The 14,603-nt window shown below is 36.7% G+C and carries 11 protein-coding genes and 1 pseudogene; all 12 read left to right on the forward strand.

Features of this window, described 5'->3' with window-relative positions; translation table 11 throughout:
* Positions 1-24: 24 nt before the first annotated feature.
* Positions 25-651, forward strand: coding sequence for a hypothetical protein (locus tag APF76_14450; protein KUO52687.1), 627 nt, complete (start codon positions 25-27; stop codon positions 649-651).
* A gap of 272 nt (positions 652-923) precedes the next feature.
* On the forward strand, positions 924-1,637 hold the full coding sequence (locus APF76_14455) for a purine-nucleoside phosphorylase (protein ID KUO52688.1): 714 nt from the start codon (positions 924-926) through the stop codon (positions 1,635-1,637).
* 21 nt (positions 1,638-1,658) lie between these two features.
* On the forward strand, positions 1,659-2,774 hold the full coding sequence (locus APF76_14460; GenBank protein KUO52689.1) for a hypothetical protein: 1,116 nt from the start codon (positions 1,659-1,661) through the stop codon (positions 2,772-2,774).
* A gap of 155 nt (positions 2,775-2,929) precedes the next feature.
* A complete protein-coding gene (locus APF76_14465; protein ID KUO52690.1) occupies positions 2,930-4,468 on the forward strand; it encodes an ABC transporter ATP-binding protein in 1,539 nt (512 codons plus the stop codon).
* 5 nt (positions 4,469-4,473) lie between these two features.
* Entirely contained in the window at positions 4,474-5,559 is a 1,086-nt protein-coding gene (locus APF76_14470; GenBank protein KUO52691.1) for an ABC transporter permease, read from the forward strand.
* Positions 5,560-5,591: 32 nt separating this feature from the next.
* Positions 5,592-6,506 (forward strand): ABC transporter permease, encoded by a 915-nt coding sequence (locus APF76_14475; GenBank protein ID KUO52692.1) that lies wholly within the window; start codon positions 5,592-5,594, stop codon positions 6,504-6,506.
* 84 nt (positions 6,507-6,590) lie between these two features.
* Positions 6,591-7,256, forward strand: a complete 666-nt coding sequence (locus APF76_14480; protein KUO52693.1) for a 2-deoxyribose-5-phosphate aldolase — start codon at positions 6,591-6,593, stop codon at positions 7,254-7,256.
* Between the two features lie 191 nt (positions 7,257-7,447).
* Positions 7,448-8,374 carry a ribokinase gene (locus APF76_14485; GenBank protein ID KUO52694.1) on the forward strand — a complete coding sequence of 309 codons (927 nt, stop codon included), beginning with the start codon at positions 7,448-7,450 and terminating at the stop codon, positions 8,372-8,374.
* A gap of 282 nt (positions 8,375-8,656) precedes the next feature.
* Complete coding sequence (locus APF76_14490; GenBank protein ID KUO52698.1) at positions 8,657-11,053, forward strand: pyruvate formate-lyase; 2,397 nt, start codon at positions 8,657-8,659, stop codon at positions 11,051-11,053.
* Positions 11,054-11,058: 5 nt separating this feature from the next.
* Entirely contained in the window at positions 11,059-12,012 is a 954-nt protein-coding gene (locus tag APF76_14495; protein ID KUO52695.1) for a glycyl radical-activating protein, read from the forward strand.
* A gap of 138 nt (positions 12,013-12,150) precedes the next feature.
* A complete protein-coding gene (locus APF76_14500) occupies positions 12,151-13,752 on the forward strand; it encodes a Fis family transcriptional regulator (protein ID KUO52696.1) in 1,602 nt (533 codons plus the stop codon).
* Positions 13,753-14,032: 280 nt separating this feature from the next.
* Positions 14,033-14,603: pseudogene (locus APF76_14505) on the forward strand.

Here is a 14,603-nt window from a genome sequence, read left to right on the forward strand (position 1 = left end):
AAGCTTATACGATGGAGGGAGATTATGGATAAATTCATGAGCTATGACCCGTGGAGAAATATTATAACAAGAAATGGTATCCCCGGAGATGAAATTATATCAGCATTACAAAAATCGATAAGAAGAGGCCTAGAAGAGGATGCTGTCGTAGTTGCATACGAGATGTATATTACAAGTCCAGAATTCGAAGAAAAACTATGGAGAAGGCTTCTGGCCATTTCTGTAGAGGATATTGGATTTGGAGATATAAATGCCCCTGTGCTTATAAATTCTTTAAATCAGATGCGAAAAAGTTTCCCATATAATGACGGGGATAGACCTATTTTTTTTGTACATGCTATCCGTTACTTGTGTCAATGTGAGAAAGAACGTTCAGGGGATTGTTTAAAAAACGTAATAATAAAGGAGTTCGAACAAGGGAAAAAACCTGTAATACCTGATTATGCACTAGATATGCACACAAGGAGAGGAAGAGAACTAGGTAGAGACTTTATACACTTTCTAGAGGAGGCAAGCAAAGTTAGTCCTGAAAAAGAAGAAACAAATAGTGAATATAAACATCGTTTAATTAAGATCCTCAAAGAAGACAACAAAGTAAATACTGAAGAGCGAAATGTTCCTCCGTTTTCTTATAATACATGGCAAGCATAAGTTCGAATAAATCCTGCTAACAACTATGACATTATTTTTCATGTAGTAAAATATTTTGGTTCATTTTTTGTTTACACGCTATTCAATTATATAAAAACATATTTTTCACAAATGTTATTATAGTTCAGCAGCAATTAAATATTAATAGCCAATTGGAAATTACTTTCCTCTTGGTGCATAAAGTCGGTAGCTATGTAACAGGGCATAGACTCATTCTAAGAAAAAGGAAGAATGATGAGGCAATTAAAAAGATGGAAAGAGGAGGAAATAATATGGATTTTAGGACTCCTACACCGCATAACAATGCTAATCTAGGTGACGTAGCAGAGACAGTATTAATGCCTGGAGATCCTCTAAGGGCCAAGTTTATAGCAGAAACATTTTTGAAGGATGCCGTTTTATATAACACAGTAAGAGGTATGTATGGATATACAGGATACTATAAAGGGAAAAGAGTATCAGCCCAGGGGTCAGGTATGGGCATGCCGTCTATTGGTATTTATTCATATGAGCTCATACATTTCTATGGTGTTAAAAATATTATAAGAGTAGGTTCTGCAGGTGCGTTCCAGCCGGATTTAAAACTACATGATATAGTAATCGGAATGGGGGCATGTACAGATTCTAATTATGCATCACAATATAAACTTCCAGGAACATTTGCTCCTATAGCCAGCTTTAGCTTACTGGAAAAAGCAGTAAATACAGCTAGAGAAAAGGGAATAGATGTGAAAGTGGGTAATATAGTTTCTGGAGATGTTTTCTATAGTGAAGACGAAGAGAGCTTAGAAAAATGGAGAAAGATGGGGGTGTTAGCAGGAGAAATGGAGGCAGCAGCACTATATATGAATGCTGCAAGGGCAGGTGTAAACGCACTGTGCCTTGTAACTATCTCTGACTGCTTGTTTAGTGGACAAGCATGTTCTGCAGAGGAGAGACAGGTTGCGTTTACTAAAATGATAGAAGTAGCATTAGAATTGGCGTAGAAATCCAAGGGGGGTATATTAGTGAAAAAAAGATTATTGATATTGACGCTAGTGATCGTTATTACTTTGTCTTTTGTTGTGGGGTGTGGAAAGTCAAATAATGAGGCTGTAGGTAATAATCCTGATAAAAAAATAAAAGTAACTTTATTAGGTGCTCAATTTGGTGATAAGTCTTACTGGGACTCTTCTAAAACAGGTATAGAAATAGCAGGTGAAAAATTTAAAGATAAAATAGAAATTAATGTTGTTGATATGTCACCGGATAGGACCAAATGGAAAGATGCTTTGATAGAAGCATCTGAAGGTGATAGTGATTTGATAATTACAGGAACCTGGGATCAGGAAGAAAATCTTGAAGAACTTGCTCCAATATATCCTGATAAGAAATACATATTATTTGATTCACCTGTTGATTATGCAAAATATGGTTGCGAAAATGTTTATTCAATGGGATATAAAGCAAATGAGTCAGGTTACCTGGCAGGTATGGTTGCAGCTTATATGACAACATCAAAAAACAATGGTATCAATGAAGCAAAGACTATAGGTTTTGTAGGTGGAATGGACAATACACCGATAATCAATGATTTTTTGGTTGGATATATTGAGGGAGCCCAGTCAGTAGTACCGGATATCAAAGTAGCAGTATCTTATGTAGGCAGCTTCACAGATCCTGCCAAGGCAAAAGAATTGGCATTGGCACAGTTTAATTCCATGAATGTTGATATAATATTTAGCGTAGCAGGTGCTTCAGGGACTGGTACTATTGAAGCAGCAAGTGAAATTGGTAAATATGTAATTGGCGTTGATTCTGATCAAAGTGCTTTATATGAGGGTAGAAAAGAACAAAGTGCCATAGTTACTTCAGCGTTAAAAAGAGTGGATAATTCAATTATTAATAGCATAAACAAATATCTAAATGATACTCTTGCATTTGGAAAATATGAAGTTTTAGGCATAAACGAAGAGGCTATAGGAATAGTCAAAAACGATATCTTCAAAAGCTATGTAGATGCTGATTTCATATCGAAAATTGAGGAGTCAGAAAAGCAATTAATGGATGGTCAAATAAATATTACATCAGCGTTTGACATAGACCAAGAACAAGTCAAAAAGATGGTTGATTCTGTTCAGTAATTTATTTTCAGATTGAAATGGGAAAATTATAACCAGTATATTGAAAAATTATTGACTGGTAACTATGTAAAAAGCTTGTATTGATATCATGAAGTGTACAAGCTTTTTCATATGGTTAAACCAGTAAGCGATAATGTAGCGTAAGAGGTGAAATAATGGCAAATATTTTGGAGGTCAAGGACTTAACAAAAATATACCCTGGAGGGATACTGGCCAATTATAACATTAATTGTAGTATTAAAAAAGGCGAAATTCATGCATTAGTAGGAGAGAATGGATCAGGCAAAACCACTCTCATGAAGATGTTATTTGGAATTGAGGAGATAACAAGCGGTGAGATTTATTATAAAGGAGAAAAAACAGCGTTTAAATCATCAAAGGATGCAATAAAACTGGGCATCGGTATGGTACATCAGCACTTTATGCTGGTTCCATCTTTGACGGTGGCTGAAAATCTTACTCTAGGCATAGAAAAGAAAAAGGGAATTTTTACAGATATAAAGGGTTGTATAAAGGCTGCAGAGGATATATCCAATAAATATAATCTTAAAATAGATTCACATAAAAGAGTAAGAGATGTTAGCGTAAGTATGAAACAAAAGCTGGAAATCTTAAAAGCATTATATAGGGGAGCAGAGTTATTAATACTTGATGAACCAACAGCGGTACTAACTCCCCAGGAGACTGAAGAATTATTTGAACAACTTTTAAGCCTTAAAAAGTTGGGACATACCATCATATTCATTTCGCATAAACTGGATGAAGTCAAACATCTATGTGACAGATTAACAGTATTGAAATCAGGCAAATGCATGGGAAGTTACAATGTTGATGAATTAAGCCGGGAAGAAATATCAAAGCTTATGATAGGTAGGGATGTAAAACTTAAATTTGATAAAGAAGATGTAAAGCCGACTAAAAATATATTAGAGATTAAAAACTTGACCTATACAGATAAGTTCAATATCAAGAAACTTGACAATCTATCATTTAATCTTAAAAATGGTGAAGTTCTGGGAATAGCAGGGATAGAGGGTAATGGTCAAAGTGAGGTTGTATCTATTATAACAGGACTTATAAATGCAGAATTCGGTGAAGTTTTGTTTAAGAATCAAGACATATCTAAAATTAGTATAGATAAACGCAGAAAACTAGGTATTTCTCATGTCCCGGAAGATAGGATGATGCACGGCTGTGCTGAAGGTTTAACTGTAAGTGACAACCTGATATCCAATGTCTATAAACAGTTTACGAATAAAGTGAAATTACTTGATTTTAACAGGATAAATGATTACTGTCTGAAGTTGGTTAAAAAGTATGATATTAGATGTTCAAGTCCTAAACAAACTATTAAAGGGTTATCAGGAGGAAACATACAAAAAGCTGTAGTTGCCAGAGAGTTTTCTGTTGATACGGAAGTAATAATTATAAATCAGCCTACAAGGGGTGTAGATGTTGGAGCAATGGAATTTATAAATGATAAGATATTAAATATGCGGCGTCTAGGTAGATCTATCCTGCTGGTATCTGCTAATCTTACAGAATTAATAGGTTTAAGTGACAGGATAATAGTTCTTAATAAAGGTAAAGTTGTTGGCCATATAAAAGACATTAAAAAAGTAACTGAAGAGGAGCTGGGTCTTTATATGTTAGGAATTAAAAGGGATATAGAAGATCAGTTGAAGGAGGCTTAAGATAAATGTTAAAGAGTGCTTGGAATAAACTGGATTACTATAGTTTAGTCAGGGTAACAGTTGCAGTATTATGTGCATTTGCGCTAGCATCTTGTATTATCTTTATCTTTAGTAATACACCAGTTGCTGCTATCTCAAAACTGCTTTTAGGGCCATTGCAATCCAAGAGAAATTTCTTTGTTGTGATACAGACAATGATTCCTCTAATATTCACAGGCCTTGCCATTAATATTATGTTTAAAAGCGGGCTGTTTAACATAGCTGCAGATGGCTCATTCTATATCGGTGCTGTGATAGCTGCATTCATTGGTATTAAAATTCAACTCCCCAACATTATTCATCAGATTGTGATAATTTTCGTCGCAGCTCTAATAGGTGGACTTATCACAAGTATACCTGCGATCATCAGGGAAAAGACAGGAGCTCATGAATTTGTTACATCAATGATGTTAAACGCTGTATTCTTTTTTATGGGTATATATGTGGTTAACACATATTTGCTTGATAAAACAGCAGGATACGCCTCTGTAAGGTTCAATGAAACTGCGTCTCTGGGTAATATGATAAATGGCACTCAAATTCATTATGGATTTTTGATAATGATAATAGTTCTAATAGTTATCTATGTAGTAATTGAAAAAACGAAGCTTGGGTATGAAATAAAACTTGTAGGGTCCAACAAAAATTTTGCAAGGTATTCGGGCATTAAAATTGGACGTACTATTATAGTTTCACAGCTAATTGGTGGTATTGTAGCCGGGATAGGCGGAGCAGTGGAAATGATTGGCATGTACAAAAGGTTTACCTGGAACAGTCCTGTGACATATGTATGGGATGGTATATTAATCTATTTACTGGCCTCATCCAAACCAATATTTATTCCTCTTGCGGCATTCTTTATATCCTATATAAGAGTTGGTGCAGATATAATGTCGAGAGCGACACATGTTGATAACAGTATAGTTGCTATCATACAAGCCGTGATAATACTCTTAGTATCAGCTGAAAGATTTATGTATAACTTAAAAAAGAAAAAGGAAGAAAAACAGGCATTATTGGCACAACAAAGCATAGAAATGACAGCTAATTAGGCAGTATCTTTTAATAGCAAGGGAGTGATAAAGTGGATATCTTATTAAAAAGTGAATTTTGGTTTGCGGTAATAAGAAGTACAACACCTGTTTTATTTGCAACATTAGCAGCTAATCTTGCCTCAAAATCAGGGGTAATTAACATAGCTATTGAAGGTACAATGTTAATAGCGGCTCTGGTAGGAGTTATAGCTAGTGCGTTTACGAATAGTTTACTTTTAGGGTTGTTTTTTGGATTATTGTCAGGCGTGTTGGTTACGCTGGCGCTAAGCTATTTTTCATTAAAATTGAAATCCAACATAATAATTACGGCAATAGCAATAAATCTGGCGGCCACAGGAGGAACAGTTTTTGCCCTCTATACTATTACAGGGGATAAATCGGTTAGTGCGGTTTTGAAAAGTGCAGTTTTCCCTACTGTTAATATTCCTATAATCCGCGATATACCCTTTATCGGCAGTACACTTTCAGGGCATAACCTCTTGACATATGTAGCACTAATATCGGTTGCAGTAATTTACATATTGTTATACAAGACACCATTAGGAACTAGGATACGGGCGGTTGGAGAATCAGAAGCTGCTGCTGAATCAGTCGGTATAAATATAAACAAGACAAAAACAATTGCCTTGGTATTAAGTGGCATGCTCTCAGCATTAGGCGGTATGTTCCTGTCAATGGGTTATTTATCTATGTTCACAGCAGGCATGACCTCGGGCAGAGGATTTGTAGCATTAGCTACTGATGCAATGTCTGGCAGTAACCCTATAGGTGGTTTGCTTAGTTCGTTGATATATGGATTTAGTGACTCTCTGGCAAATTACCTGCAAAATACAGCAGTACCATTACAGTTTATTCAGGCATTTCCATATGTATTTATAGTAATCATGTTCACGGTATTTAGTTATGTAAACAAACGGAAAAATAAAGTTGAAGATAATATATAGCTCAATAAATCAATTTCTTCAGATGAGTAGAAGTTATATAAATCTATAAGAAATCTAATGTTAAACTATAATCAGGAGGCAACAATGGATAAAACTAAGATTATAAAATCAATTGACCATACATGTTTAAAACCTACAGCCACATGGGAGGAAATTAAAACTGTCTGTGACGAGGCAGCGGACTTGGGGGTGGCTTCGGTATGTCTACCACCTTCATTCGTAAAACAAGCTAGTGACTACCTTGGCAATAAGGTGCCGGTTTGTACGGTTATAGGATTTCCATGCGGTTATCATACAAAAGCAGTAAAAGTATATGAAACTAAAGATGCTGTATTGAATGGTGCCCAAGAGATAGACATGGTAATTAATATTGGGCATTTAAAGGATAAGAAGTACGACCTTATATACCAGGAGATCAGCGAGATAAAAGAAGCTATAGGAAACAAGGTGTTAAAAGTAATCGTAGAAACATGCTTCCTTGATGATGAAGAGAAAAAAGTGGTGTGCGGTATAGTAACAAAAGCAGGAGCTGATTTTATTAAAACTTCCACAGGCTTTGGTACTCACGGTGCAACAATGAAAGATGTCCTTCTTTTCAAGGAACATATAGGAAAGAATGTAAAAATAAAAGCAGCCGGAGGAATCAAAACATTGGAAGACGCTTTTACTTATGTTGACGCAGGAGTGGTAAGACTGGGCACAAGTTCCATAATAAAGCTTATTAACAAGGAAGAAGTGGCAGGATATTAACAACATGGATACCCTGCTGGAGATAGTACTTCATCCAATATGTATACAGTTAAAAATACAGTTAGGTGAGGGAATTGCTCATGGTGGATAGTGGTTTAAAAGTATTATATATGTAGCTAAGCTTTATTTGCAAGATAGAATAGAAAAGGATCAATTTAAGGAGTAAGTATGACAATCTGCGAGGTGACTGAATGAAAAAAAAGATAGTTATTATGGGAAGTTTTGTAATAGATCTTATGGGAAGAGCACCACATCTGCCAGAGCCTGGGGAGACTGTAAAAGGTAGTACATTTAGAATAGGTCCGGGAGGGAAAGGTTCAAACCAGGCAATTGCTGCCAAAAGGGCGGGTGCAGAAATAGATATCATAACAAAGGTCGGGAAAGATGCTTTTGGAGAAACTGCAATAAACAACTTCAAGCAGGAAGGGTTTAATACAGACTATATATTTGTGGACAACTCCAATCAGACAGGAGCAGCGTTAATACTGGTCGATAATACAACTGGTGAGAATGCGATACTGGTCACGCTGGGTGCATGCAGTAATATTACCAATGAAGATCTTGGTAAGACTAAACAAATGATAAAAGAAGCAGATATATTTGTTACTCAACTGGAAACTAATGTAAATGCTATAGAACAATGTGTAAAATGGGCACATGAAAGTGGCGTACAGATTGTCCTAAATCCTGCCCCGATTCAAGAGATTAGTAACACTATTCTTGAAATGATTGATATATTAACTCCAAACGAAGTAGAAGCATCCATATTGACGGGAGTAGATATAAACTCTGTTGAAGATGCTAAAAGAGCAGCAGTAATTCTTCAAAACAAGGGAGTAAAAAATGTGGTAATAACTATGGGGTCCAAAGGTGCCTTGGTAAGGGAAGGCGACATGGAGGAAATAATAGAATCTTACAAAGTGGATGTAATGGATACTACCGGTGCTGGAGATGCTTTTAATGGAGGGCTAGTAACAGCTCTGTCAGAAGAAAAATCAATCATTCAGGCTGCAAAATTTGCAAATGCACTAGCAGCACTTTCTGTAACTAGGATTGGTACGGCACCGGCAATGCCATATCGTGATGAGATAGATAAATTTATTGAGACAAATATATAATTACTCAACATATTTGTATCCTATTTAAATTTTTAGGTGCAATACTATTGGTATGGTCGCTTAACTTTAAATCAGGGTATGGCAAAATATGTTAGGCGATTAAAGTTGCAATTTATACAAATCATACTGTCACAGATTCTACAAATCATACTGTCACAGATTCTACTTGACAAGTATATGCTGGAGTGTTATATAGTTGTTGTGTTTCATAATAGATATTGGCTTCCAAAAACAAAGGACAATGGAAGTTTTTTATATGATTTGAACGGAGGTGTAGATAATATGTCCCAAACAGCACAGAAACCTAAATACATGGAACGTGTAAATAGACTAAAAACTAGAGTGCTTGAAACGCGTCCGGAGATGGATCTTGAGAATGCAAGATTACTTACTGGGGGTTTTCGTGAAGCTGAGGGGGAGCCACTTGTAGTTCGAAAAGCTAAGGCTTTTCGTAAGCAGTGTCTAGAAAAGACTGTTACCATAGGGGACGATGAGCTAATCATAGGCTGTTCGGGAAGTAAGATTCGGGCTGGTATTTTATGTGCTGATTCTTGTTGGTCCGTTCTGAATGATGAAGTAGAGACTATCAGTAAACGCCATTACGATCCATTTTATTTGAAACCTGAAGACCGAAAGATTTTTGAAGAGGAGATTCGCCCTTACTGGAAAGGCAAATCCAACTATGAAGAGTGGCTTGCCCAGATTCCTGATGACACCCGCGAACTTCGTGATAATGGAGTCATCTACATAGACCGTAAAGCAGTTCGTGGTTGGGGGGAGACTACAGCCGGATATGAGTGGCTGATTCGTGAAGGAGTTTCGGGAATTGTAAAGGTAGTTGAGAAAAGAAAAGCTGAACTTGATATTACTAAACCTGGAGATTACGAAAAGGATTACTATCTAAATGCTCTTTTGATTGTAGCTGATGGTATGATAAAGTTGGCTGAACGCTATGCTACCGAAGCTGACCGTTTGGCTGGGATAGAAACAGATAGCCAAAGGAAAAAGGAACTTTTAGAGATAGCAGAGATTTGTCGTCATGTTCCTGCAAATCCAGCGCGAAATTTTCGGGAAGCTTTACAGTCTTTCTATTTTTATCAGATTTGCATCTTTATGGAACAAAATGCTGCAAGTTATAATCCCGGACGCATGGACCAGTATTTATGGCCTTATTACAAAGCTGACATAGAAGCAGGACGCATCACTCCTGAAGAAGCACAAGAGCTTCTTAACTGTCTTTGGGTGAAATTCAGCGAACCATGTCTTTTTCAGGATGCTGTTACTGCGGAATTTGCTGCAGGCTATCCTATGTTTCAGAATGTTTGTGTTGGAGGAGTAGATGATACTGGGAGAGACGCTGTTAATGACCTATCCTATATGATCCTTCAGGCTACAATGGATGTGCAGCTATATCAACCTTCCCTGTCAGTTCGATATAGCATGGCAAAAAACCCCAACTCTTTTTTAAGAAAAGTTGTAGAATTAATCAGTCTCGGAACGGGATTTCCCGCTTTTCATAATGACGATTTGGGAATGATGATGCTTATGAACAAAGGAATTCCTTTGAAGGAAGCCTTCAACTGGAATCCATGTGGATGTGTGGAAACCAATCTGGAAGGGAGGCTACGTCAGTATACAGCCCTTGCAGATATTAATCTTGGGAGTATGGTTGAGTTTGCCCTTTTAGACGGTAAAAATAGGAAGAGCGGAAAATATATTTCAGAAAGAACTGGCAATCCCGTTGATTTCAAAAGATATGAAGATTTTCTGTCAGCAGTTAAGAAGCACATTGCTTATGCCACCAGAGCTGTTGTAAAGGGAAGTCATGTGATTGATGAAATTGGCCTGAAACGTCCAGCTCCAGCACTTTCATTAACCTTTAAAGAGTGTATTAAAAAGGCAAAGGACTATGCTTGGGGTGGTGCCAAATATAACGCAGGAAATGGAATTATTTTAATAGGTGTAGCTGATCTTATAAATAGTATTGCTGCAGTAAGACATATTGTCTATGTGACTAAACAGGCGACTATGGCTCAGCTTATAGAAGCACTAGATAACGATTTCAAAGGATATGAAGAGCTCCACAAACTATGTCTTGATGCACCAAAGTACGGCAATGACAATCACATGGTGGATGATATCGCTGGAGATATGTTTACCTTTATCGCAGATGAAATTGAAAAGTATAATAGTAAATTTGGTACTATGACTCCAGGGATCCTCCCTGTGTCAGGTAACACTCCATTTGGTCTTGAGGTTGGGGCTCTTCCTTCCGGGCGTAATGCATGGAAACCGCTAGCTGACGGAGTAAGCCCTAGTGGAGGAACTGATTTCAACGGTCCTAGTTCAGTATTGAAGTCAGTAGCAAATATACCTCATGCTAGATTCGTCCAGGGAACCCTTTTGAATATGAAAGTTGAGCCTAGCATGTTGACAACAGAAAACGGAATAACTCAGATGATGGCCTTGCTAAAGGGTATGTGCAGCCTAGGAGTTTATCATGTTCAGTTCAATGTAATAGATCAGGAGAAATTAATTCGTGCCCAAAAAAATCCTGAAGAGTATAAAGGACTTTTAGTTAGAGTAGCTGGATATACAGCTTACTTTGTAGAACTTGGGAAAGATGTGCAGGACGAAATAATCGGGCGCACAGTACAGCATGGTATTTCTGTGGGGTGATCTTAATGAATGATAATGCAACGGTTATGGGTTCTGTTCTTAGAATCGAAAGGACATCCATTCACGATGGGGAAGGGCTTCGAACAGTACTCTTCCTCAAGGGGTGTCCCCTTAGATGTCGCTGGTGTTCGACTCCTGAGTCCCAACGATTCGAACTTGAGAAAGGGTATGCCTTCGATTTATGCGTAGAATGTGGAATATGTGTGCGTTCGTGCCCCGAGGGGGCCCTTTCATTATTGGAGGGTGGTCTAAAAGTAATTACTGATCCATCAAAATGTAAGAAATGTTTTATATGTGTAGCAAAATGTCCTCGTAGGGCCTTCAAACAATATGGCAGCCTAATGTCTGTGGAGGAGGCAGTACGAGAAATCGCCAAGGATGAAATTTTCTTTTTTCACTCAGGTGGTGGGGTCACTTTAAGTGGAGGCGAACCCTTAATTCAACCCGAGTTTGCCTCAAAAGTCCTGCAGGAATGCAGGAAACTTGGAATTCATACTGCCATTGAGACCAGCTTTCATGTACCATATGAAAATATCGAAAAAATTCTGCCCTGGCTCAATATCCTATATGTTGATATTAAACATATGGATAAGGATTTTCATAAACAGTTGATCGGGTACGATAACTCACTTATCCTAGATAATATTAAAAAAGTAGATCAGTCTAAATATCAACTAGAAATAATCGTACGCATTCCCATGATTCCAGGTGTAAATGACTCAGATTCAAACATGTCCGAAACTGTGGAATTTAGTAGATCTATTAAAAAACTTAAAGAAATAGAGTTGTTAGCTTATCACCGCCTAGGTATAGAGACTTACAGGCATCTTGAAATGGATTATACATTAAAGGATCTGATACCGCCGTCCCGCGAGCAGATTCTTGAACAGGCAGCATATCTATCTAATCAAAACCCAACCGTTCCTATAAGAGTCGGCGGAGGGTTGGGAGTAGGATAGTTGTATATATAAAATCAGGCTTAAGTTGTTAGTCTGATTTTTTATGTTGTTTCTGACGGAAATATGAAGGATAATGTAAATTATATAGGTAGGAGTGGCAAAATAATTGTGAGATAGATAAGGAAATGGGGAGATTACATGGATGAGAAAAAACTATTATCAACAATAATAGACGCATTGCCACTAATTGCATCTATTACTGGTGGATATGCTACTGTTACTAATAGTAGTGGGATTAGACTGATAACTATTAACTCTAAAGGCAAAGAGGTAAAAGACTTTGCTGGAACTGTGTATTCTTTAGCCCAACAAGGATATGAGAAACAAAATGCACTTATTGGTCCATCACAAATAGAAGAAGGTGCTAAGGCATGGGTTCTTCCTGTGGGACCTTATGTTGTTTGTGCAAGCAACAGTCAAAATATTTATCGTGAAAACACTTTAAAAGAAGCAATAGACAAATCCCTTCCATTAATTGCTAGAGTTGCTGGAGGAGAAGCTGTTCTTTTTGATAAAACTGGAAAGAGATTAGCAAGTTTCAATCCAGATGGCACTATAAATAAAGATTATTTAAATAAAGTCAGCAATGCCGCTAAACAAGCTATGGAACTGCAAGAGCCTGTAATAGGTGAATCTTTTTCTTACGAAGGTGCCATGGCTGTAAGAATTCCTATTACCAGAGAATATGGAATAGGATTTAATAATGAACTTGCTGTTAGAAAAAACCAAAAGTTATATGATGAAGTAAAGAAATTTCAATACGCACGCTATAATTTTTCGGATATTATTGGGCAATCACCTCAAATTCAACAAGCTATCTCCCTAGCAAAGAATGTAGTTGATAGTACGTCAACAATTTTGATTTATGGGGAAACAGGTACGGGAAAAGAATTATTTGCTCAGTCTATTCATAATGATAGTGTAAGAAGGAATAATCCTTTTATAGCTCTAAATTGTGGGGCTTTACCCTCATCCTTAATAGAAAGTAACTTGTTTGGTTATGTTGAAGGGGCTTTTACAGGTGCTAAAAAGGGTGGAACCCCAGGTGCTTTTGAACAGGCAGATGGAGGTACGATTTTTCTTGATGAAATTAGTGAAATGGAGCAGAACTTACAAACTAAGCTTTTACGAGTTTTACAAGAAAGGGAAGTAACTAGAATTGGGGGAAAAAAGCCCATACGGGTAAATGTGAGAGTAATTGCTTCTACCAATAAAGATTTAGCTGATATGGTTGACAAGGAAAAATTTCGTAGTGATCTCTACTTTCGGTTAAATGTTTTACAGTTAAATGTCCCTGCTCTTAGGATGAGGTCTACTGATGTACCTTTTTTAGTTAATCACTTCATTAAGAAATATAATTCATTACTGGGAAAATATATATTAGAAGCTGACAAAGAAGTATTAGATATACTACAGATATATAATTGGCCCGGTAATGTAAGGGAATTGCAAAATTGTATTGAGCATGCTATTAATATCGTGAAAATTAATGAATCACGTATAAGGGTTCAACATTTGCCGCCATACATTAGTCGTAGTGATAAAGGTATTGAGCCTCAGATTAATAAAAGAGCCATGTATGGTCAAACATTAGAGGAGATTTTGACAGAAACAGAAAGAAACACCATAAAAGCTGTTTTAGAACAGGTTAAATATAAAAAGAAAGAAGCTGCTAAAATATTAGGAATAAGTACTACTACATTATGGAGAAAGATCTCTCAACATAACTTGCAAGCGTGAAACGAAAGGTTTCGCATTTGCAATGTTTTTAAAATCTTTAGAATAGTAAGCATTTTATAACTTTTAGTTAAATTAGAGACTAAAACATTTCATAGGTGAAATACATAGATACTTTTTTTAAGGCCCCGTTAATCGGTGGTCTTTTTTGTGACTTTCTAGTACCTGACAGTTGAAGCGATGATGCTTGCAACCGATAAATATGGCATGGTATTTGCATCGTTAAGTATAGAGGCACTCAAGTGCACAGACATAACACTTCGCAAAAAACTAGGAGGTAAAAATGACTAAACTAAGCACAAAGATTCTAAGCAATAATGAAGTAGAGTTTATGAAGGAAAGAATTGAAGAATTATTATCAAAGAAAGGGGTAATTATTAGCCACCAGGAAGTATTAGGACTATTAAAAGAAGCAGGTGCGGAAGTAAATGGTACCAATGTACGTTTCCCAAAGCATATAATTGATGAAGCCCTAAAAAGCGTTCCTAAGGAATTTAAGTTAGCAGGGATAGACCCAAAATATGACATGGAATATCCACATCCAACAGGAAGTTTTTATACAAGAACAAATACTGGAGGAATGACATACCTATCAGCAGACCATGATTATCGTAATATCACACTTGAAGATGTAAAAGAATGGGTGAGACTTACAAACTGCATGGATAATATAGATTTTGTATGTCTACCATCCACAACACCAAAAGAAGTACCTGGAGAAACAGTAGACATCCATACATTAAGAGTAGTTTTAGAAAACTCTAAAAAGCATATTTGGGTACAGCCATATGAAGGTGAAAATGTTAAATACCTCATTGAAATGGCACAAGCCTTTGTTGGTGGAGAACAAGAAC

The sequence above is a fragment of the Desulfitibacter sp. BRH_c19 genome (assembly GCA_001515945.1).
Lineage (GTDB): Bacteria > Bacillota > DSM-16504 > Desulfitibacterales > Desulfitibacteraceae > Desulfitibacter.